Below are 19,607 nucleotides of genomic sequence, written 5' to 3' on the forward strand. Positions count from 1 at the left end.
GGTCTGCTGTCGTGCTACGCGGCCCGGGAGCGCGCCTCCTGGGCCTCGTCGTATGCCCGGCGGGCCTTCTCCACCTGCTCCAGGCGGTCCTCGGTCCAGACGGCCAGCGCCCTGACCTGCTCGGCTGCCTCGCGGCCGAGGTCGGTGAGGGAGTAGTCGACGCGGGGCGGGATCACCGGCTTGGCGTCCCGGTGCACCAGGCCGTCGCGCTCCAGGGTCTGCAGGGTCTGGGTGAGCATCTTCTCGCTGACCTCGCGCCCGCCCCAGCGGCCGACCGCCCGCCGCAGCTCCCCGAACCGGTAGGAGCGGTCCAGCAGCTCGATGAGGACGAGCGTGCCCCAGCGGCTCGTCACATGCTCCAGCACCAGTCTCTGCGGGCACAGGGCGTCGCTGACCTCGTTGCTTACTGTCATAGCAGTACCTTACTTGAAAGTGGGTACTGTCGTTTGGTTAGCGCCTCTCCTAGGGTTAGTGGCATACCCCGTCGTTCCCCCTGAGGAGAAACCCCATGAGCATCGTCGTCACCGGAGCCACCGGACACCTCGGCCGCCACGTCATCGCCCAGCTGCTGGAGCGGGTGCCCGCCGAGCAGATCACCGCCGTCGTACGGGACGAGGCGAAGGGCGCCGAGTTCGCCGCGCGCGGTGTGCGGCTGGCCGTCGCCGACTACAACGCCCCCGAGACCTTCGACGGCCTCTTCTCTGCCGGGGACAAGGTGCTGCTGATCTCGGGCAACGAGTTCGACAAGGGCCGGGTCGCCCAGCACCAGGTCGTCATCGACGCGGCGAAGGCGGCGGGGGTGGCGCTGCTCGCGTACACCAGCGCGCCGGGCACCCTGACCGCGACGCTGGCCGACGACCACCGGGCCACCGAGCAGGCGGTGCTCGCCTCCGGGCTGCCGTACTCGCTGCTGCGCAACGGCTGGTACCACGAGAACTACACCGAGAACCTGGCCCCCGTGCTCGCCCACGACGCGGTGGTCACGGCGGCGGGCGAGGGCCGCGTCTCCTCGGCCGCCCGCGCCGACTACGCCGCCGCGGCGGTCGCCGTGCTGACCGGCGAGGGCCACGAGAACACCACGTACGAGCTGGGCGGCGACGTGGCGTGGGGCTTCGACGAGTACGCGGCCGAGCTGAGCGCGCGGACCGGGCGCACGATCACCTACCAGCCCGTCTCCGGGGAGACCCTCAAGGGCATCCTGGCGGGCGCCGGTCTGCCGGACGCGCTCGCGGAGATGCTGGTCGGCGTGGACGCGTCCCTCGCGCGGGGCGAGCTGGTCGTGCCGGGCGGGGACCTGTCCCGGCTGATCGGCCGTCCGACCACCCCGCTCGCGGTGGCGGTGGAGGAGGGCCTGAAGGCCAGCTGACGGGCTGAGCCTGGGCTGAGCCGGTCCGGGCGCGCCCCATCTCCGTCTCTGTCATGACCGTATGGCGATACGGGCATGACAGGCGGGGTGGGGTGGCGTTACCTTCGTTCTCGCGTGGCGGAATGCGAGAAGGAGGAGCCCGTGGCCGGGACGTCCAAGGGTGAACACCGAATAGGTCTGCTGAACGGCATTGCCGCGTACGGCATGTGGGGGCTCGTCCCCCTCTTCTGGCCGCTGCTGAAACCGGCGGGGGCCATGGAGATCCTGGCCCACCGGATGGTGTGGTCACTCGTCTTCGTCGCCATCGCGCTGCTGTTCGTGCGGCGCTGGGCGTGGGCGGGCGAGCTGCTGCGGCAGCCCCGACGCCTCGGCCTGATCGCGGTGGCCGCCGCCGTCATCACGGTGAACTGGGGCGTCTACATCTGGGCTGTGAACTCAGGTCACGTGGTGGAGGCGTCGCTCGGCTACTTCATCAACCCCCTGATGACCATCGCGCTGGGCGTGCTGCTGCTGAAGGAACGGCTGCGGCCGGTGCAGTGGGCGGCGGTCGGTGTCGGCTTCGCGGCGGTGATCGTGCTGACCGTGGGCTACGGGCAGCCCCCGTGGATCTCCCTGTGCCTGGCCGTCTCCTTCGCGACGTACGGCCTGGTGAAGAAGAAGGTCGGCCTGGGCGGCGTCGAGTCCCTGGCGGCGGAGACGGCGATCCAGTTCTTCCCCGCGCTGGCGTACCTGATCTTCCTGAGCACCCACGGCGACCTCACCTTCGCCACGCAGGGCCCCGGCCACGCCGCCCTCCTGGCCTCCACCGGCATCGTGACGGCCCTCCCCCTGGTCTGCTTCGGCGCCGCCGCGATCCGCGTCCCGCTCTCCACCCTCGGCCTCCTCCAGTACCTGGCCCCCGTCTTCCAGTTCCTCCTCGGCATCCTCTACTTCCACGAGGCCATGCCCCCGGAGCGCTGGGCGGGCTTCGCCCTGGTCTGGCTGGCCCTGATCCTCCTCACCGCGGACGCGATGCGCTCCGCGCGCCGGGCCCGCGTGGTGGCGATGTCCCGCCGCACGGACCCCGCCGTGGCCGGGGTGGAGGCGGTGGATGTCTGACGGTTTGGAGTCCCGCGGAGACTTCGACGCGGTGATCATCAGGACCGACTACGGCGACGACCAGGCTTGGCGGGGCGTGCGAGCGGCGTTGACGCTGCACGATGCGCACATCCACTTCGTCGACGATCCCGTCTGGGCGGGGGCGACCATCGACGACGTCCTGACGGCGACCCGTGACGCCGAAGACCTGAGCGTCGTCTTCCTCGCCGACCACGCCACCATGCACTCCGGCGACCAAGCCCTCCTCGCGGTCACCACGCTGACCCGGCAGGACTGCGCGGACGACGACTACGCCGCGCTGACCGAGTCCGGCCGCGACTTCCGCACCACCCCGGCCGGCGTCCCCGACATCCACGCGAACCTGACCATCGGCAACCTGGGCTTCGAGGAGTACGCGGCCTGGGCACGGGAGGACCCTGAGGGGGTGTACCGGTCGGCCTGAGGCGCGCTCCACTTCGCGCCGGGTACCGGCTCAGTGAGGTCGGGCGGGGTGTGGGGCACGTACGTGTGGTCGGGCTACAGGTTCGGGCGCGCGGAAGTGGTGTAACTGGCTATGTGGGCGGGTCTCTGGCGCTATAAGGGCTGCATGACGACTTCTGCATCTTCTTCATCGCGGTCCGAGCCGCTGCACTGGAAGGTTGTGGTCGACGCGGTCGACCCGCACACGCAGGCCGACTTCTGGGGGGCGGCCCTGCACTACGAGCCCGAGGACAACAGCGCTTTGATCGAGCGGTTGTTGGCGGTGGGGGCGTTGGCCGGGGAGGCGACGGTGGAGTATCACGGGCGGCCCGCGTTCCGGGATCTGGTGGCTGTGCGGCATCCCGATGATCCGTACGACCCGGAGACGGGGACCGGGCTGGGGCGGCGGCTGCTCTTTCAGCGGGTGCCGGAGGCGAAGGGCGGCAAGAACCGGCTGCATCTCGACCTGCACGCCGGGCCGGAGCGGCGGAAGGACGAGGTGGCGCGGCTGACCGCGCTGGGGGCGACCGTGCTGCGTGAGGTCAGTGAGCCCGCGGGGTCGTGGACCGTACTGGCCGACCCCGAGGGGAACGAGTTCTGCGTCCAGTAGTAGACAGGGGCATGACCATCCGTGAGTTTCTGAGACCCGTCCTCGCCGTCGCCCTGCTGGCCTCGGTCAGCGCCTGCGCCGGGGCGTCCGTACCGGATCGCCACCCGGCGCCCGCCCCGGCCACCCCGTCCGCCTCGAAGTCCGCCAGTGCGAACCCTCAGCCGGTCACCGCCTCCATGATGGACATCATCGGCGGCAACGCCGGGCGGGCGATCGAGCAGATGGGTCCCGATACCGAGGTGACCCTCAAGGACGTGAGCGGGAAGGGGCGTTCGGTGGACGACCCGGCGGAGTGGAAGATCTGCCGCACCCGGCCGGGGCCGAACCAGCAGATCACCGACTACCCCGTGGTTCTCGGCGTGGTGCGGGTCGCGGAGAGCTGTGAGGGCACGGTCCTGAAGTGAGGTGACCTCACGCGTCGGCCGCGGCCGCGCGCGCGGTCAGCCGGGTCATCCGGGTGTGCGCCGACTCCAGGGGGCGGGGGTCGGCGGCGGCCGGGCCGGGCTTCGCCGCGAGCGCGGTCCACACCTCGATCAGGTCGCGGCCCATCCGGAGCGCCTGCTCCGCGTCGCCCACCGCGCGCCAGGCGGTCGCCGCGCTGCGTACGTTGCCGTAGGCCGCCGCCGGGTCGCCCGACTCGGCGCGCTTGCGGGCCAGGTCCAGCGAGAGGTCGAAGGCGCGGGCCGGGTCGCCGGTCAAGTACGCGATGTACGCGCACAGTTCGCGCAGATGCAGCACCTCGGGGTGCCGGGGGCCCAGCACGCCGGACGCGTCGGCCACCGCCCGGCTCGCCAACTCGGCGGCCCGCTCGACCTCTCCGTCCCGTACGGCGTCCCCGACGCGTCCCAGTGCCGTCGTCCACGCCTCGGCCCCGTCCGGCGTCTCCGCCGCGGGGGCTTCCGCGAGCATCTCCTCCGCGATGGCGTCGAAGCGGCTCGGCGGGATGGGTTCGGGGTCCGGCTGGGGGGCGGCCTCCGGGGTCGGCTCGGGGCCGAGGACGAGTTCGGGTCCCGGCTCGGGAGCGGGGGAGGGAGCGGGGGAGGGAGCGGGGACGAACTCGGGGACCGAACCGGGCTTGTTCTTCTTGTAGTTGATGGTCCGGTGCTTCGTGGTCCCGGCTATCCGCCCGGCCGTGGGCGTACCCCCCATGACCGGCGGCGGCCCGAAGACCCCCCGGGGCGGCTGCACGGTCCCCGGCGCCGCGGGCAGCCGGGTCGGGGTCCCCGTCACCCGGGTCGTCCCGTCCGGCGAGATCTCCAGCGGGACCAGGCAGCCCGCCGCGTCGTCGTGGATGGTGGCCCGTATCGCCGTACCCCGCGTCGTGGCCAGGTGCTGGAGGTGGCTGAGCACCGCGTCGTGGATGTCCTCGTCCGGAGCCGGGAGGACCGGGGTGCCCGCGACCGACGCCGCGCCGGTGACCGAGACGCGGACCTGGACCGACCGCTCCAGGTCCCCGCGCCGCTTCTCGAAGCTCAGTCGGGACATCCGCTTTTCCCCCACTCCCCTGGCGCCGCGTTCCGGTCGTACGCCTCCTGATAGCCAGTCTCGCCCTCCGCCGCGCCTCGCGGGTCACCACGACGTCACAGCCTCGCACCAGCCACCCTTGCGAGGAGATGGTTGCATGTGCATAAGATGCATGCGGATTAAACTTCTCTTGTCCCTGGGGTCCCCATGAGCCGTCGTTTTCTCTTCGTCCTGGGCAGCGCCCGCGCCGAGGGCAACACCGAGTTCGTCGCCCGCGCGGCCGCCGAGCAGTTGCCCGAGGATGTGGAGCAGGAGTGGGTCCGGCTGGCCGGGCTGCCGCTGCCCGAGGCCGAGGACCTGCGGCACGACAGCGACCACGTACGCCCCGCCGCCGACACCCCCGCCGGGATGCTGCTGGACGCCACCCTGGCCGCCACGGACATCGTGATCGCCTCCCCGCTGTACTGGTACTCCCTCTCCAGCCTCACCAAGCGCTACCTGGACCACTGGTCGGGCTGGCTGCGTATCCCCGAGGTCGGCTTCAAGGACGCCATGGCGGGCCGGACCCTGTGGGGCGTGACCGCGCTCGCGGACCGGGACCCCTCGGTCGCCGAGCCGCTCATCGGCAGCCTCAACAACTCCGCCGCGTACCTGAGGATGCGCTTCGGCGGGGTGCTGCTCGGCAACGGCAGCGGACCCGGTGACGTACGGAACGACACCGAGGCACTGGCCCGCGCGAAGACCTTCTTCGCGGGCGAGACCCCCCTCGCCCGCTTCCCGGGCCGCTAGGCCGTGATGTCCTTCGCCGTGAACCGCGCCCACGCCGCCGTGCCGAAGACCGCCGCGTAGATCCCCTGGAGGACCAGGTTGCGGCGGAGGTCGTCCCAGAGGACCGGGTCGCGCAGGAGGTCGGCGAAGGACAGCCAGTAGTGGGAGAACAGATACGGCTGGATGGCGTGCAGCTGCGGGATCTGGTCGAGGATCTGCACCGTGATCAACAGCCCCACGGTGGTCGCCATCGCCGCGATCCCGCTGTTGGTCAGCGTCGACACGAACAGCCCGAGCGCCGCCACCCCGATCAGCGAGGCCGCCACGGCCAGGGCGATCAGCAGCGCCCGCAGCAGGCCCTCGCCGAAGCCGATCCGGGTGCCGGAGATGGTCGTGACCTCGCCGAGCGGGAACAGCAGCGCGCCCACGGCCAGCGCGGACACCGCGACGACCAGGGTGGCCAGCAGGCAGAAGGCCAGGACGGTCGCGTACTTGGTCAGCAGCAGCCGGGTCCGGCCCGCCGGGGCGACCAGCAGATAGCGCAGCGTGCCCGCGCCCGCCTCGCCCGCCACCGCGTCCCCGGCGATCACCCCGACCGCCATCGGCAGGAAGAACGGCAGGGTCGCCGCGAGCGCGGTGAAGACCAGGAACAGCCCGTTGTTGGTGACCTGCGCGATGAAGGCGGGCCCCCCACCGCCCCGGTCCGGGTCCCCGCCGCCGCCCGTCTCGACCCGTACCGCGATCCCGATCAGCACCGGCACCGCCGCCAGCACCGCGAGCAGGACCAGGGTGCGCCAGCGGCGCAGGGTGGTGACCAGCTCGCTGCGCAGCAGCCCGAAGGTCCACAGCGGCCGGGGCACGGCGGGGTACGTGGTCTCAGCCCGCGACATCGAAGCCCTCTCCGGTCAGTGCCACGAACGCGTCCTCCAGCGAGGCCCGTTCCAGCGTGAACCCCCGTACCCGCACACCCGCCGCGACCAGGGCCGCGTTCACCTCGGCGAGGTCGCGGGCGGGCGGTTCCCCGGTGACCGTCCCGCCGGTCACCGCGAGGTCGGTGACGCCCTGCTCCTTGAGCACGCGGGCCGCGTCGGCCGGGTCCGGGGTGGTCACGGCGAGCCTGCCGCGCGCCCCGGCGGACAGGTCGGCCACCGCGCCCTGGATCACCAGCCGACCGCGGGCCATCACCGCCGCGTGCGTGCAGACCTGCTCGATCTCGTCGAGGAGGTGGGAGGAGAGGAAGACGGTGGTGCCGTCGGCGGCCAGTTCGCGGATCAGGCCCCGGATCTCGCGCATGCCCTGCGGGTCGAGACCGTTGGTGGGCTCGTCCAGCACGAGCAGACGGCGCGGCCGGAGCAGGGCGGCGGCCAGGCCGAGGCGCTGCTTCATGCCGAGCGAGTACGCCTTCGCCTTCTTGCCCCCGGCCGCGGCGAGCCCCACCCGCTCCAGCGCGGCGGCGACGCGGGCGCGCCGGGTGCGGGGGTCGGCGGCCGGGTCGGCGGCGTCGTAGCGCAGCAGGTTGTCCCGGCCGGAGAGGAAGCCGTAGAGCGCGGGGCCCTCGATGAGGGCGCCGACCTCGGGCAGTACGGCGTGGGTGGCGCCCGGCATGGGGCGGCCCAGGACGTGTGCGGTGCCCGAGGTCGGGTCGATCAGGCCCATCAGCATGCGGATGGTGGTGGTCTTGCCGGAGCCGTTGGGGCCGAGGAAGCCGAAGACGCTGCCCGCCGGGACGGTCAGGTCCAGACCGTCCACGGCGAGCTGTCCGCCCCGGAACCGCTTGGTGAGGCCGCGCGTGGCGATGACCGGCGCGGCTTCCTCTCCGGTGGCGGACGGTGGCTCCATCGGTCCCCTTCGTGTGTCGGGCGGCTCCGGCGGGCGGGCTACTTGTCCGCGTCGGCCGCCTTGACCAGGGCGTTCTTGGTGACCGCGCCCGCGTACACGGTGCCGTCGTCGGTGATCAGGGCGTTGACCAGGCGGGTGGAGAAGACGGTGCCCTTGCCGAAGTCGCCGGAGACCGGGTCGCCGAGCGAGCCGAGGAAGCCGCCCATCGCGCCGCCCTGCTGGGACGACTTGTCGCCCTTGGCGCCGGTGTCGAACTTGGCGATGGTGGTCCAGCCCTCGCCGATGGTGTCGGCGCCGCTGAGGTCGCCCGGCGCGAACTGGCCGCCGAAGTCGGGAGCGTGCTCGTCCTTGCCCGGCTTCTCCTCGGTCACCTTCGCACCCTTGGGCGGGCGGAAGTCGAAGGTGGAGGCGGGCGGCGCGGCGAAGGAGACCTTGGTGAAGCCCGCGTCGAACACGGGGGCGCCGCCGCTCTTCGGGGCGAGGGTGAACTTCAGCGGCAGCCCGGTCTTGGCGTCGACGCCGATGGTGACGTCCCGGACGGTGGAACCGGCCTGCTTGGGCTTGATCACGAGCTGGTAGGCGTCGCGGCCCGCGATCCGGGTGGTGCCGTCGACAGTGACCGAGGTGGTGCCGTCGACCGACTTCAGGGCCTCCTTGGCGAAGTCGTCGGGCGTGGCGGACGGCTGGTGCCCGCGCTTGTCGCCCTGCTCGCCGGAGTGCTGGGCGGTGGTGTGGAAGACCTCGTTGCTCGCGCTGTCGTAGCCCCACACGTCCTTGCCGCTGTGGATGAGGCTGTACTCGGCGTCGCGCTCCAGCAGCGAGACCTTCTGCTTCTCGGGGCCGTCGGCGGCCACCCGCAGGGTGTGGGTGCCGGAGGTCAGCTCGGTGAGCTTGGTGCGCGGGTCGGCGGAGGAGCCGTCGCCCTGCTCGCCGGAGCCCATGGTGCCCTGGAGGGAGCCGAGGTCGGGCAGGCCGAGGTCGGTGCTGACCTTGACGGTGCCGGACATCCGCTGGACGTCGGACTTGGCGATCTTCTCGACGAGCTGCTGGGCGCTGATCTTCGGCAGGTCCGGGTCGCCGGAGGCGGCGAGGGCCGGGACCAGCCCGATGGTGGCGGCCGCGACACCCACCACCGCGACGGGCACGACGTACCGGGCGGCCTTGCGGCGGCCGGTACGCGGGTCCTCGTCGGGGCCGGTGCCGGTCGCGTGGTCGGATTCGTACGGTGCCATGTCTGCCTTACCTCCGTCGTCGGCGGCGGCTGCGCTCTATGGGTTCCACCTGAGCCGCCATTCTCACCCGGATCGGTGAGGAGTGGTGGTTTCCCTGGTTCCCATCAGACCAATTCGGCAGTCCTCAAACGTCAGCCCACGGAGCCAACTCGGCGTACGCCTGCGGTATGACGTACGCACCGGACGCCCGCGCCGACCCGTAGGGGTCGGGCAGCGGCACGTCCTAGCCGGCCCGGTGCACCACGGCGTCGCACAGCTCGATCAGCGCCGTCTTCGCCGTGCAGTCCTTCAGCGGGGCGAGCGCGGCGCGGGCCTCCTCCGCGTACCGCACCGCGTCGCGGCGGGCCTGGTCCAGCGCGGGGTGGGCGCGCAGCGCGGTGAGCGCCTGGGCGAGCCGGGCGTCGTCGGTGAGGTCGGAGTCCAGCAGCTCGCACAGCGCGAGGTCGGCGGGCTCGCCGAGCCGGGCGGCGCGCTCGCGCAGCCGCAGCACGGGCAGCGTGGGCACGCCCTCGCGCAGGTCGGTGCCGGGGGTCTTGCCGGACTCGTCGGAGTCGGAGGCGATGTCCAGCACGTCGTCGGCGAGCTGGAAGGCGACGCCGAGGCGCTCGCCGTACTGGGTGAGCACGTCGACGACGCTCTCGTCGGCGCCGGACATCATGGCGCCGAACCGGCAGGACACGGCGACCAGGGAGCCGGTCTTGCCGGAGAGCACGTCGAGGTAGTGCTCGACGGGGTCGCGGCCGTCCTGGGGACCCGCGGTCTCCAGTATCTGGCCGGTGACGAGGCGCTCGAAGGCGAGGGCCTGGACGCGGACGGCCTCGGGGCCGAGATCGGCGAGTATCTGCGTGGCGCGGGCGAAGAGGAAGTCACCGGTGAGCACCGCGACGGAGTTGCCCCAGCGGGTGTTGGCGCTGTCCACGCCGCGCCGCACGGCCGCCTCGTCCATGACGTCGTCGTGGTAGAGCGTGGCCAGGTGGGTCAGCTCGACGACGACGGCGGAGGGCACGATGCGCGGGGCGTGCCGGTCGCCGAACTGGGCGGACAGCAGCACGAGCAGCGGACGGAACCGCTTGCCCCCGGCCCGCACCAGGTGCTGGGCGGAGCCGGTGATGAAGGGGACCTCGCTCTTGGTGGCCTCTAGCAGGCCCGCCTCGACAGCCGCCAGTCCGGCCTGGACATCGGCTTCCAGTGCCTGGTCCCGCACGCTCAGCCCGAACGGCCCGACGACGGTCACGAGGTTCTCCTGTCTGCTGGTGTCTGCTGGCGACTTCACGGCTTGTCGATAGGTCGCTGCCATCAGTCAAGTCAGCGTATCCGGTCCTCTTTGGATCACCGATCGCACCCACCGGTCCAGCTCACGAGGTATCGGTTTTCGTCCGGCATGTCCTGGATGGATGGACAAGGGTCGATATGAGGGGAGTCGGTCGGACGATCCGGCACTCCGGGGGTCATGCCGGTCCAACGAACGGGAGTGCCCCAGAGGTTCCGCCCCGACGGGACCGACACTCCCTAATACCCACAGACGGCCCAAATGCACATAATCCCCCATGTCTGATTTTGCGTATTTTGCGATTCCGTGAGTTGGCTCACGCGGGCCGCTCTTCCGCGCCTACCCCCGCGAACCCCCCTCTCACCCCCTTCTCACCGTGCCCGGTACGGAAGTTGAGGGTTGGCGACCGCAAAGGATCAAGTAGGCCATTTGGGACAGACCAAGGTCAACTAGTACTTCGGGTGAATCCGGTACTTGTTCCGGACATGTGCGGTCGCATACGTTCCCGCCCTGTCAGGCGAACGCCGAATCCTGCCGCGTCTGACACACCCACTCACGAACTCATTCGTACGGCAGGAGCGGGGGACCCAGGTAAGCCGCCGGACCGGTGCGACCCATGTCGCGCCGGGACGGCTCGGGGTGAAGCCGAAATCGTCCCCGGTGTCCGACGGGCACCGGGGACGACGCGGCCGGGCACCTCCCCGCCCGAACCCGACAGCTCACCTCGCAGGCGACGGAGAGGAACTTCGACATGTCTGCTGTTGCTCAGCCGCGCCGTGCCCGCACCAAGCGCATCGTCCGCACGCTCGCCGTCACCGGTACCGGTGCCGCGATGTTCGCGCTCCCCCTCATCGGCGCCACCAGCGCCTCCGCCGCCCCGGCCGCCAAGCCCGCCGCCGCCTCCACCGTGTACCCGAACAACCTGGACGGCTGGATCCGCCAGTCCCTGGCGATCATGGCCGAGAAGGGCATCCCGGGCACCTACAACGGCATCCACCGCAACGTGATGCGCGAGTCCTCGGGCAACCCGCTGGCCATCAACAACTGGGACATCAACGCCATCAAGGGCACCCCGTCCAAGGGCCTGCTCCAGGTGATCGACCCCACCTTCGCCACGTACCACGTGGCCGGCACCTCCTTCGACCCGTACAACCCGGTCGCCAACATCACCGCCGCCTGCAACTACGCGTTCCACCGCTACGGCTCGATCGACAACGTCAACGGCCCGTACTAAGCCGGTACAACCGTCGCACCGCGCCCCCGTCGCACGCCTCGCGCGTACGGCGGGGGCCGCCCGTGTCACCGGGCGAAGAGACGCTCCAGGACGACGGCCACCCCGTCGTCCTCGTTGGAGAGGGTGACCTCGTCGGCCACCGCCTTCAGCTCCGGGTGGGCGCCCGCCATGGCGACGCCGTGCGCCGCCCACTGGAACATCGGGATGTCGTTCGGCATGTCGCCGAAGGCCACCGTGTCCCGGCGGGCGCGGCCCAGGCGCTCGGCGGCCAGCGCGAGACCGGTCGCCTTGGTGATCCCGCACGGCTGCAGCTCGACCGTGCCGGGGCCCGACATGGTGACCGTGGCCAGCGAGCCGACGACCGAGCGGGCCGTGGCCGCCAGTTCGTCGTCGGACAGGCCGGGGTGGCGCAGCAGCACCTTGCTGATCGGTGCGCGCCACAGCTCCGCGCGCCGCTCCACCGGTACGGCGGGCAGGGTCGGGTGCGGCATCCGGTAGCCGGGCTCGATCAGGGTGAGCCCGTCCACGCCGTCCTGGTCGACGGCCGCATGCACCTGGCCCACCTCCGCCTCGATCTTGCCGAGCGCGGTCTCGGCCAGCTCCCGGTCCAGCCGGACCGACCACAGCAGGGTGTGGGTCGCGGCGTCGTAGACCTGGGCGCCCTGCGCGCACACCGCGAGCCCCGTGCCGCCGAGCGCGGCCAGCAGGGGGCGTACGCGGGGCGCGGGGCGGCCCGTGACCACCAGGTGCCGGGCACCGGCGCGGGCCGCCTCCGCGAGCGCGGCGAGCGACCTGGCGGAGAACGTGTCGTCGCCGCGCAGCAGCGTCCCGTCCAGGTCGGTGGCGATGAGCGAGGGACGGGAGCGCGGGGAGGGAGCGGAGGGTGCGGCCATGATCAGAGAATACGGATCACGGGTCCCCCCGACTCACCCCGCGCGCACCGGAGTTGACGTACCCATCAGCTCCGCGCGCCGTGTGCCGCCGCCAGGTGCCTCGCCAGCCGCGGGGAGGCGAATTCCGTGCCGCACACGAAGCGCATCACCGGCCCGTACGACGCCGCCGCGGGCAGACCGGTGAAGTACAGGCCGGGCAGCGAGGAGACGTAGCCGGGGCCGAGGCGGGGAGCGCCCCGGGTGGCCGCGAGGCCGGTGCGCAGGCCGGGGCCGAGGAAGTCCAGCGCGCCCAGGTCGACCCGGTAGCCGGTGGCCGCGATGACGTGGTCGGCGGTGAGCCGGTCGGTGCGGCCGCCGTGGGTACGCACGGTGAGCACGGGCGCGCCGTCCACCGCCTCGGCGGACGCCACCCGCGCCACCTCCGTCACCCGCACCCGGCCCTCGAAGCGGTCCCGCAGCCACCAGGCGCCGAGCGGACCGAGCACCCGGCGGACCAGCAGGTGCCGGGTGGCCTCGGGCAGGAAGCGGTAGGGGTCGGCGTGGTAGCTGAGCGCCCACAGCGACCAGGCGCGGCCGAACGGCGACTCGGGCCGGAACCGGGGCTGCTTCCAGGGCGGCGCGCCGAAGGCGACCTTCCCCCGGCCGCGCGAGACGACCCGCACCTTCGCGCCCGCCTCGGCGGCCAGGGCGGCGGTCTCCAGCGCGGACTGTCCGGCGCCGACGACGATCAGCTCCTTGCCCGCGAACCGGCCGAGGTCATGGTGCTGGGAGCTGTGCGAGACCAGCGCGGGCCCGCCGAGCGCCGCCCCGGCCAGCTCGGCGGGCAGGTGGGCGAAGCCGGAGAGCCCGGTGGCGACCACCACGGCGCGCGCCGCGAACTGCTCCCCCGAGTCGAGCTTCAGCTCGAACCCGCCGGGCCGCCCCCGCTCCACCGACACCACCCGGACCTGCTCCAGATCCGGCACCAGCCGCCGCTGGAACCACTCCCCGTACCCGATGAAGGTCTCCGCCGGGACGATGTCCTCGTCGGTGACCAGGCGCCGGACGCCCGCCGCGTCGCAGTAGTCGGCGAGCGTGTGGCCGGGCTGCGGGCAGTCGAAGTTCGAGGCGGCCGGGGTGGATTTCAGCAGCATCCCCTCCGGCATGTGGTCGCGCCAGCTGACCATGGGGTCGCCGAAGACGCGTACGGGGATGCCGCGCGCCCGCAGGTGGGCGGCGGTGGACAGGCCGTACGGCCCGGCCCCGATGACTGCAACCGGTCGGATCACGAAGTCCCTCCCAGGACGCGGTGCGCCACGTGCGTGGCCTTGCCTACTTCGTGGACTGCGGGGTGCCGCCGCCCCGGCGGCTGGTCCGCCAGAGCTGGTAGAGGTGCTTCGCGCCGGGGCGGCCGAAGCGGGCGAGCATCGTGAGGAACGGCATCGGGTCGTCGCCCGCGAACCACGCCAGCTCCGTGCCCTCGGCCCGCGCCGGGGCGGACGGGGTGGTGTAGCCGCTGCGCCGGTAGGCGAGCAGGGCGGGCAGGTCGATGTTCTCCACGACGAACCTGCGCCCGGCCCGCTGCTCGCCCTCGGGGACGGCCCGGCCGGTGAGGTCCAGATGCAGGGCCCGTACGACGTCCACGCCCGACTCGCTCTCGAAGAGCCGGAACTGGGCGCCCATCCGGGGGTTGAAGTCCAGCAGCTTGTACTGGCCGTCGCGGCGGTCGAAGCGCAGGTCGAGGTCGACGACCCCGGCGAAGCCGAGCTGTTTCACGAACCTCGTGGCCAGGTCGGCGAGTTCGGGGTTGTCGACGACGTACGCGTGGGCGGTCATGCCCGCGTGCGGGGGCCAGGAGCGGACCTTGACGCCGGTGAAGACGGCGAGCGGGTTCGCGTCCGTGTCGAAGCAGGCGTGCACGATCCAGTCCTCGGCCGCCTCCCTCGGCAGATACTCCTGGAGGATCACGCCGGGGTCGTCGCCCCAATCGCGGGCGAGGGCGAGCAGTCCGGCGCGGGTGCCGATCCGGGTGGTGCCGCCCACGGCGGGGCGGCTGCGCCGGACGAATGCCTCACGGTTCTTGGCCACCACCGGGAACAGCGCCTGGTCCGCGAAGGCCACGATCTCGTCGTGCGAGCGCGGGAAGACGGTCGTCGGGGTGGCGAGGCCGTGCTCCTGGCACAGTTCGTGCAGCCCCTGCTTGCTGGCCAGCCGCCTCGGCAGGGTCGCGTCGACGCGCGGGAACAGGAAGGCGCCGGACAGCTCGTCCTGGTGCTCGGCGATGAGGACGGCCGCCTCCTCGTCGGTCGGGATCAAAACGGCCGGACGGCCGATGCGGCGGCCGATCCTCCGTAACCCCTCGACCAGGTGGGCCGGTTCCTCCGCGCCGGTCGTCGGCCAGACGAACGCCCGCTCCAGATAACGGGACGCGGCGGCCGGTGTGTACGGGTCCTCGGTGATGGCGTACATCGGCACACCCAGCCGGCCGAGGCTGCGGATCGCGCCGACGCCGCCGTGGTGCAGCGGATAGCCGCCGAACTTCACTATCAGGCCGGGCACTTCACGGTCCGCCTCGAACGGCACGCCGAAGCGGCTTCCGGCCACGGGTCCCCCCACGTGTCCCCCTTTTGGACCGGACCCACCCCGTCCGTGTCCCCCGAAGGACGCTAAGCCGGAACACATCCCTCCGACAAGCACTACTCGGACATTGCGAACTCTTTAGACACGGCCCGGAGCAGCCCCCGCACCCTGCCCAACACACCACCTCCGGCCGTAACGTGTGGCCCGACGCCATGGATCATCAACCCAGGCCGAAGCGGATGAGAGTGAGGCAGCACCCCATGCCCCCCGTGCCACCGTTCGACGTTCCCGAGGGCGACCCCTTCGGACCGCACAACCTGCCCTATGGCGTGTTCTCGCCCTCCGGCAGCACCGACGGCGCCGATCGCCGGGTCGGTGTCCGGCTCGGCGACCATGTCCTGGACGCGGGAGCCGCCGCCACCGCGCTGGACTTCCCGCACGCGGACCTGCTCACCGCGCCGACCCTCAACCCGCTGCTGGCCGCCGGGCCCGCCGTCTGGGCCGAGGTCCGCGCGGCGCTCACCGCGTGGGTCACGCTGCCCGCGCACCGGGACGCCGTGGAGCCTCTTTTCCATGAGCTGGCGCAGGTCACCCTGCACCTGCCCTTCGAGGTCGCCGACTACGTCGACTTCTACGCCTCCGAGCACCACGCCCGGAACGTCGGCCAGATCTTCCGCCCCGACTCCCCCGACCCGCTCACCCCCAACTGGAAGCACCTGCCCATCGGTTACCACGGCCGGGCGGGCACGATCGTGGTCTCCGGCACCGATGTCGTCCGCCCCTCCGGCCAGCGCAAGGCCCCCGCCGACCCGGCACCGGTCTTCGGGCCCTCCATCCGGCTGGACATCGAGGCGGAGGTCGGCTTCGTGGTGGGCGTGCCCTCCGCGCAGGGCACCCCGGTCCCGCTGACCGGGTTCCGGGACCACGTCTTCGGGCTCTGCCTGCTCAACGACTGGTCGGCGCGGGACATCCAGGCGTGGGAGTACGTCCCGCTCGGCCCGTTCCTCGGCAAGTCCTTCGCCACCTCCGTCTCGGCGTGGATCACCCCGCTGGCCGCGCTGGAGGAAGCGCGGGTGGCCCCGCCCGAGCGCACCCATCCGCTGCTGCCCTACCTCGACGACTCGGCCCCCGGCGTCGAGCCCGGCGGCTACGACCTGCGGATCTCGGTCGCGATCAACGGCGAGGTGGTGGCCGAGCCGCCCTTCTCCACCATGTACTGGACCGGCGCCCAGCAGCTCGCCCACCTCACGGTGAACGGCGCCTCGCTGCGCACCGGCGACCTGTACGCCTCCGGCACGGTCAGCGGCCCCGAGGAGCGGCAGCGCGGCTCGCTGCTGGAGCTGACCTGGAACGGGCGTGATCCGCTCGAACTCCCCGACGGCAAGCGGGCGTTCCTGGAGGACGGCGACGTGGTGACCTTCACGGCCTGGGCGCCGGGGAAGGACGGGAGCCGGATCGGCCTCGGCGAGGTCGAGGGGCGGATCGTCAGCGGCTGAGACGGGGGTTGAGACGGGGGCGGGCCGGAGGGGTGCGTGTGGTGCCTTATGCCTGTCCTCGCCGGGCCGGGGCGGTCATACTGACGGCATACGAACCGGGTGGCACGCACCCGCGTCCCAGCGGGCCGTACCCCTTTCCGACCAGGCACGCCCGACCAGGAACCGGAGCCCCGGCATGACCGTCTGCCTGCTCCTGCTGACCGTTCTCGCCCTGACGGCCGCCGTACCGGCGCCCCGGGCGCTGACCCGCGCCGACTGGCCGGAGCGGGAACCGGTGGTGGCGCTGTGGGTGTGGCAGTGCCTGGTCGCCACGGTGCTGCTGTGCTGCCTGACCGCGCTGGTCCTGGGCGCGGCGGCCGTCTTCCACACCGTCCGCGACCATGTCTTCGCCCCGGCCCCGCCCGCCGTCACCGCCGCCTACGACCTCTCCGCCGCGCCCGCCTGGGCCACCGCCCTCACCCTGCTGCTGGCCTCCGGCGCCGCCTGGACCACGGCGATGCTGGGCCGCGAGCTGACGGAGGCCCGGCGGCGGCGCGGGGCGGCCCGCGCACAGCTGCGGGAGCGCGCGCCGGACCTGCCCGCCGGGCTGCCCCCGGCGCGCGGTCCGCTGCTGGTGCTGGAGGACGAGTACCCGGACGCCTGGTGGATGCCCGGCCATCCGGCCCAGCTGGTGGTGACCACGGGGGCGCTGCACCGGCTCACCGGGCACCAGGTCGACGCGGTCCTCACCCATGAGCGGGGCCACGCCCGCGCCCACCACGACTGGCTGCTGCATCTGTCGAGCGCGCTCGCCACGGGCTTTCCGCGCATCCCGCTCTTCGCCCACTTCCGCGACCAGACGCACCGGCTGGTCGAGCTGGCCGCCGACGACACCGCCTCCCGGCGCTGCGGCCATGTCACCACCGCGCTGGCCCTGATCGAGCTGAACCAGCACCGGGGCGTGCTGTCCTGCGCCTCCAGCCACCGGCTGCTCGGGGAGCGGGTGGACCGGCTGCTGGAACCGCCGCCCCGGCTGCGGCGCGGACACCGGGCGCTGACCACCGCCCTGGCCGCGCTGGTGCCGCTGCTGCCGCTGCTGATCACCTTCGCGCCGGGGCTGACCGCGCTGGCGTGACGCGGCCGGTCAGGACCAGTCCGGCTCCGGCTCCTCCTCGCCCTCGGGCCAGTAGAGGTCGGAGGCGGGGGAAGCGGCGGAGGCTGACGCGGGTGCCGATGCGGGTGCCGGAGCGGCTGCGGGGGCCTGGGCTTGGGCCTGGGCCTTGGGTGCTGCCGCTTCCGGTGCGGTGGCCGGGGTGCCCTGGGCCTCGAGCACCGCGAGCACACCCTCCCCGTAGGTGGCGAGCTTCTTCTCGCCGACCCCGTTCAGCGTGCCCAGCTCGCGCACCGAGCGGGGGTGGCTGGTGGCGATCTCGCGGAGCGTGGCGTCGTGGAAGATGACGTACGCCGGGACACCCTGCTCCTTCGCCTGCTCGGCGCGCCAGGCGCGCAGCGCCTCGAAGACGGGCACCAGCTCGGCGGGCAGCTCGGCCGCCGCGGACTTCCCCTTGCGCGCATCCCGGCCGGAGGAGCGGGCCACGGTCGGCCGCTTCGGCTCCTTGCGCAGCGGCACCTCGCGCTCGCGCCGCAGCACCTCCCCGCTCGCCTCGGTGATCACCAGCGTGCCGTACTCCCCCTCGACGGCCAGCAGGCCCTGGGCGAGCAACTGCCTTACCACGCCCCGCCATTCGCCCTCGGCCAGATCGTCGCCGATACCGAAGACGGACAGCTGGTCGTGGTCGAACTGGATCACCTTCGCGGTGCGCTTGCCGAGCAGGATGTCCACGATCTGCACGGTGCCGAACTTCTGGCCGCGCTCCCGCTGGAGCCGCACCACGGTGGAGAGCACCTTCTGCGCGGCCACCGTGCCGTCCCAGGTCTCCGGCGGGGTGAGGCAGGTGTCGCAGTTGCCGCAGGCCGCCTGGTCCGGGTTCTGGCCGAAGTAGGCGAGGAGCTGGCCGCGGCGGCACCGGACGGTCTCGCACAGGGCCAGCATCGCGTCGAGGTGGGCACCCGCCCGGCGGCGGAACGCCTCGTCGCCCTCGCCGGACTGGATCAGCTTGCGCTGCTGCACGACGTCGTTGAGCCCGTACGCCATCCAGGCCGTGGAGGGCAGGCCGTCGCGGCCCGCGCGGCCGGTCTCCTGGTAGTAGCCCTCGATGGACTTGGGCAGGTCGAGGTGGGCGACGAAGCGGACGTCGGGCTTGTCGATGCCCATGCCGAAGGCGATGGTGGCGACGACCACCAGGCCGTCCTCGCGCAGGAACCGGGACTGGTGGTCGGCGCGCACGGCCGCGTCCAGGCCCGCGTGGTACGGGACGGCCGCGATGCCGTTGGCGGTGAGGAACTCCGCGGTGCGCTCGACCGAGTTGCGGGAGAGGCAGTAGACGATGCCCGCGTCGCCCACGTGCTCCTCGCGGAGGAAGGCGAGGAGCTGCTTCTTGGGGTCGGCCTTGGGGACGATGCGGTACTGGATGTTGGGCCGGTCGAAGCTGGCGACGAAGTGCCGGGCCTCGGGGAGGTTCAGCCGGTGGGTGATCTCCTCGTGGGTGGCACGGGTGGCCGTGGCCGTGAGCGCGATCCTCGGCACGTCCGGCCAGCGCTCGCCGAGCAGGGAGAGGGACAGATAGTCGGGGCGGAAGTCGTGGCCCCACTGGGAGACGCAGTGCGCCTCGTCGATCGCGAAGACGGAGATCTTGCCGCGGGAGAGCAGATTGAGCGTGGCGTCCACCCGCAGCCGCTCCGGGGCCAGATACAGCAGGTCCAGCTCACCGGCGAGGAACTCGGCCTCCACCGTGCGCCGCTCGTCGAACCCCTGCGTGGAGTTGATGAAGCCCGCCCGGACACCGAGGGCGCGCAGCGCGTCCACCTGGTCCTGCATCAGCGCGATCAGCGGCGAGACGACCACGCCCGTGCCGGGGCGGACCATGGCCGGGATCTGGTAGCACAGCGACTTTCCGCCACCGGTCGGCATGAGCACCAGGGCGTCACCGCCCGCCACCACATGCTCGATGACCGCTTCCTGCTCACCCCGGAACGCGTCATACCCGAACACCCGGTGCAGCGTGGCCAGCGCCTCGCTCCCGCCCACGGTCGGCCCCTCGCTCACCGTCGTCATCCCGCTGATCCCACCTGTCCCGCTGCTCGCCCTGCCCGATACGCGGTCCCTCGACCACCGCCTCCACCATAGGCGCCCGCGCCGACAGCCCCGGAGTTTTCCACAGGCAGCACCCTGCCCTCCCAAAATCCCCGTGGGACGAAATACGGACAGGCCCACGGCGAA

Annotated in this window: 19 protein-coding genes and 1 riboswitch; of the genes, 9 read left to right on the forward strand and 10 right to left on the reverse strand. The window is 72.4% G+C overall.

Annotation, left to right across the window (positions count from 1 at the left end):
- Positions 1–14 precede the first annotated feature (14 nt).
- On the reverse strand, positions 15–413 hold the full coding sequence (locus ACI2LY_RS13160) for a winged helix-turn-helix transcriptional regulator (RefSeq protein WP_404707194.1): 399 nt from the start codon (positions 411–413) through the stop codon (positions 15–17).
- A gap of 95 nt (positions 414–508) precedes the next feature.
- Here ACI2LY_RS13160 and ACI2LY_RS13165 point away from each other — a divergent pair, with 95 nt between their 5' ends.
- The 5 genes from ACI2LY_RS13165 (at position 509) to ACI2LY_RS13185 (ending at position 3,937) form a co-directional block, all read left to right on the forward strand.
- Positions 509–1,366 (forward strand): SDR family oxidoreductase, encoded by an 858-nt coding sequence (locus ACI2LY_RS13165; protein ID WP_404707195.1) that lies wholly within the window; start codon positions 509–511, stop codon positions 1,364–1,366.
- 141 nt (positions 1,367–1,507) lie between these two features.
- Positions 1,508–2,464, forward strand: a complete 957-nt coding sequence (gene rarD, locus ACI2LY_RS13170) for an EamA family transporter RarD (RefSeq protein ID WP_404707196.1) — start codon at positions 1,508–1,510, stop codon at positions 2,462–2,464.
- Positions 2,457–2,906 carry a DUF6924 domain-containing protein gene (locus ACI2LY_RS13175; RefSeq protein ID WP_404707197.1) on the forward strand — a complete coding sequence of 150 codons (450 nt, stop codon included), beginning with the start codon at positions 2,457–2,459 and terminating at the stop codon, positions 2,904–2,906. Before rarD ends, ACI2LY_RS13175 begins: the two co-directional genes overlap by 8 nt.
- A gap of 144 nt (positions 2,907–3,050) precedes the next feature.
- Positions 3,051–3,533: a VOC family protein gene (locus ACI2LY_RS13180; protein WP_404707198.1), complete on the forward strand. Its 483-nt coding sequence runs from the start codon at positions 3,051–3,053 to the stop codon at positions 3,531–3,533.
- An 11-nt stretch (positions 3,534–3,544) separates the two neighbouring features.
- On the forward strand, positions 3,545–3,937 hold the full coding sequence (locus ACI2LY_RS13185) for a hypothetical protein (protein WP_404707199.1): 393 nt from the start codon (positions 3,545–3,547) through the stop codon (positions 3,935–3,937).
- Between the two features lie 7 nt (positions 3,938–3,944).
- On the opposite strand, the gene ACI2LY_RS13190 is transcribed toward ACI2LY_RS13185, so the two are convergent.
- A complete protein-coding gene (locus tag ACI2LY_RS13190; RefSeq protein ID WP_404707200.1) occupies positions 3,945–5,018 on the reverse strand; it encodes a hypothetical protein in 1,074 nt (357 codons plus the stop codon).
- A 186-nt stretch (positions 5,019–5,204) separates the two neighbouring features.
- On the opposite strand from ACI2LY_RS13190, the gene ACI2LY_RS13195 reads away from it, so the two are divergent.
- Positions 5,205–5,786, forward strand: coding sequence for a flavodoxin family protein (locus ACI2LY_RS13195; RefSeq protein ID WP_404707201.1), 582 nt, complete (start codon positions 5,205–5,207; stop codon positions 5,784–5,786).
- Here ACI2LY_RS13195 and ACI2LY_RS13200 read toward each other — a convergent pair.
- From ACI2LY_RS13200 to ACI2LY_RS13215, 4 genes are all read right to left on the reverse strand, one after another.
- Positions 5,783–6,655, reverse strand: coding sequence for an ABC transporter permease (locus ACI2LY_RS13200; protein ID WP_393606980.1), 873 nt, complete (start codon positions 6,653–6,655; stop codon positions 5,783–5,785). The genes ACI2LY_RS13195 and ACI2LY_RS13200 overlap by 4 nt on opposite strands.
- The gene (locus ACI2LY_RS13205) at positions 6,642–7,604 is read right to left on the reverse strand and encodes an ABC transporter ATP-binding protein (protein WP_404707202.1); all 963 of its coding nucleotides are present in this window, start codon (positions 7,602–7,604) and stop codon (positions 6,642–6,644) included. Before ACI2LY_RS13205 ends, ACI2LY_RS13200 begins: the two co-directional genes overlap by 14 nt.
- Before the next feature lie 38 nt (positions 7,605–7,642).
- Complete coding sequence (locus ACI2LY_RS13210; RefSeq protein ID WP_404707203.1) at positions 7,643–8,836, reverse strand: outer membrane lipoprotein carrier protein LolA; 1,194 nt, start codon at positions 8,834–8,836, stop codon at positions 7,643–7,645.
- A gap of 223 nt (positions 8,837–9,059) precedes the next feature.
- Positions 9,060–10,070 (reverse strand): polyprenyl synthetase family protein, encoded by a 1,011-nt coding sequence (locus ACI2LY_RS13215; RefSeq protein WP_404707204.1) that lies wholly within the window; start codon positions 10,068–10,070, stop codon positions 9,060–9,062.
- Positions 10,071–10,618: 548 nt separating this feature from the next.
- A riboswitch (cyclic di-AMP (ydaO/yuaA leader) is annotated at positions 10,619–10,854 on the forward strand.
- A 3-nt stretch (positions 10,855–10,857) separates the two neighbouring features.
- Between ACI2LY_RS13215 and ACI2LY_RS13220 the strand changes: the two genes are divergently transcribed.
- Positions 10,858–11,340, forward strand: coding sequence for a transglycosylase SLT domain-containing protein (locus tag ACI2LY_RS13220; RefSeq protein ID WP_404707205.1), 483 nt, complete (start codon positions 10,858–10,860; stop codon positions 11,338–11,340).
- Positions 11,341–11,405: 65 nt separating this feature from the next.
- Here the strand turns inward: ACI2LY_RS13220 and ACI2LY_RS13225 are convergent, their stop codons facing one another.
- From ACI2LY_RS13225 to ACI2LY_RS13235, 3 genes are all read right to left on the reverse strand, one after another.
- The gene (locus ACI2LY_RS13225; RefSeq protein ID WP_404707206.1) at positions 11,406–12,233 is read right to left on the reverse strand and encodes an HAD family hydrolase; all 828 of its coding nucleotides are present in this window, start codon (positions 12,231–12,233) and stop codon (positions 11,406–11,408) included.
- 65 nt (positions 12,234–12,298) lie between these two features.
- Positions 12,299–13,501 carry an NAD(P)-binding domain-containing protein gene (locus ACI2LY_RS13230; RefSeq protein ID WP_404707207.1) on the reverse strand — a complete coding sequence of 401 codons (1,203 nt, stop codon included), beginning with the start codon at positions 13,499–13,501 and terminating at the stop codon, positions 12,299–12,301.
- Between the two features lie 43 nt (positions 13,502–13,544).
- Positions 13,545–14,795: an ATP-grasp domain-containing protein gene (locus ACI2LY_RS13235; protein ID WP_404707330.1), complete on the reverse strand. Its 1,251-nt coding sequence runs from the start codon at positions 14,793–14,795 to the stop codon at positions 13,545–13,547.
- A 266-nt stretch (positions 14,796–15,061) separates the two neighbouring features.
- Between ACI2LY_RS13235 and fahA the strand changes: the two genes are divergently transcribed.
- A complete protein-coding gene (gene fahA, locus ACI2LY_RS13240) occupies positions 15,062–16,288 on the forward strand; it encodes a fumarylacetoacetase (protein WP_404707331.1) in 1,227 nt (408 codons plus the stop codon).
- Between the two features lie 175 nt (positions 16,289–16,463).
- Complete coding sequence (locus tag ACI2LY_RS13245; protein WP_404707208.1) at positions 16,464–17,402, forward strand: M56 family metallopeptidase; 939 nt, start codon at positions 16,464–16,466, stop codon at positions 17,400–17,402.
- 9 nt (positions 17,403–17,411) lie between these two features.
- Here ACI2LY_RS13245 and recQ read toward each other — a convergent pair whose 3' ends face one another.
- The gene (gene recQ / locus ACI2LY_RS13250; protein ID WP_404707209.1) at positions 17,412–19,442 is read right to left on the reverse strand and encodes a DNA helicase RecQ; all 2,031 of its coding nucleotides are present in this window, start codon (positions 19,440–19,442) and stop codon (positions 17,412–17,414) included.
- Between the last annotated feature and the right edge of the window lie 165 nt (positions 19,443–19,607).

It is taken from the genome of Streptomyces sp. NPDC002176, assembly GCF_044903645.1.
Lineage (GTDB): Bacteria > Actinomycetota > Actinomycetes > Streptomycetales > Streptomycetaceae > Streptomyces.

Coding starts and splice junctions, on each gene's coding strand:
- ACI2LY_RS13160 (WP_404707194.1), bottom strand. CDS start 413: ATGACAGTAAGCAACGAGGTCAGCGACGCCCTGTGCCCGCAGAGACTG.
- ACI2LY_RS13165 (WP_404707195.1), top strand. CDS start 509: ATGAGCATCGTCGTCACCGGAGCCACCGGACACCTCGGCCGCCACGTC.
- ACI2LY_RS13175 (WP_404707197.1), top strand. CDS start 2,457: ATGTCTGACGGTTTGGAGTCCCGCGGAGACTTCGACGCGGTGATCATC.
- ACI2LY_RS13180 (WP_404707198.1), top strand. CDS start 3,051: ATGACGACTTCTGCATCTTCTTCATCGCGGTCCGAGCCGCTGCACTGG.
- ACI2LY_RS13185 (WP_404707199.1), top strand. CDS start 3,545: ATGACCATCCGTGAGTTTCTGAGACCCGTCCTCGCCGTCGCCCTGCTG.
- ACI2LY_RS13190 (WP_404707200.1), bottom strand. CDS start 5,018: ATGTCCCGACTGAGCTTCGAGAAGCGGCGCGGGGACCTGGAGCGGTCG.
- ACI2LY_RS13195 (WP_404707201.1), top strand. CDS start 5,205: ATGAGCCGTCGTTTTCTCTTCGTCCTGGGCAGCGCCCGCGCCGAGGGC.
- ACI2LY_RS13200 (WP_393606980.1), bottom strand. CDS start 6,655: ATGTCGCGGGCTGAGACCACGTACCCCGCCGTGCCCCGGCCGCTGTGG.
- ACI2LY_RS13205 (WP_404707202.1), bottom strand. CDS start 7,604: ATGGAGCCACCGTCCGCCACCGGAGAGGAAGCCGCGCCGGTCATCGCC.
- ACI2LY_RS13210 (WP_404707203.1), bottom strand. CDS start 8,836: ATGGCACCGTACGAATCCGACCACGCGACCGGCACCGGCCCCGACGAG.
- ACI2LY_RS13220 (WP_404707205.1), top strand. CDS start 10,858: ATGTCTGCTGTTGCTCAGCCGCGCCGTGCCCGCACCAAGCGCATCGTC.
- ACI2LY_RS13225 (WP_404707206.1), bottom strand. CDS start 12,233: ATGGCCGCACCCTCCGCTCCCTCCCCGCGCTCCCGTCCCTCGCTCATC.
- ACI2LY_RS13245 (WP_404707208.1), top strand. CDS start 16,464: ATGACCGTCTGCCTGCTCCTGCTGACCGTTCTCGCCCTGACGGCCGCC.
- recQ (WP_404707209.1), bottom strand. CDS start 19,442: ATGACGACGGTGAGCGAGGGGCCGACCGTGGGCGGGAGCGAGGCGCTG.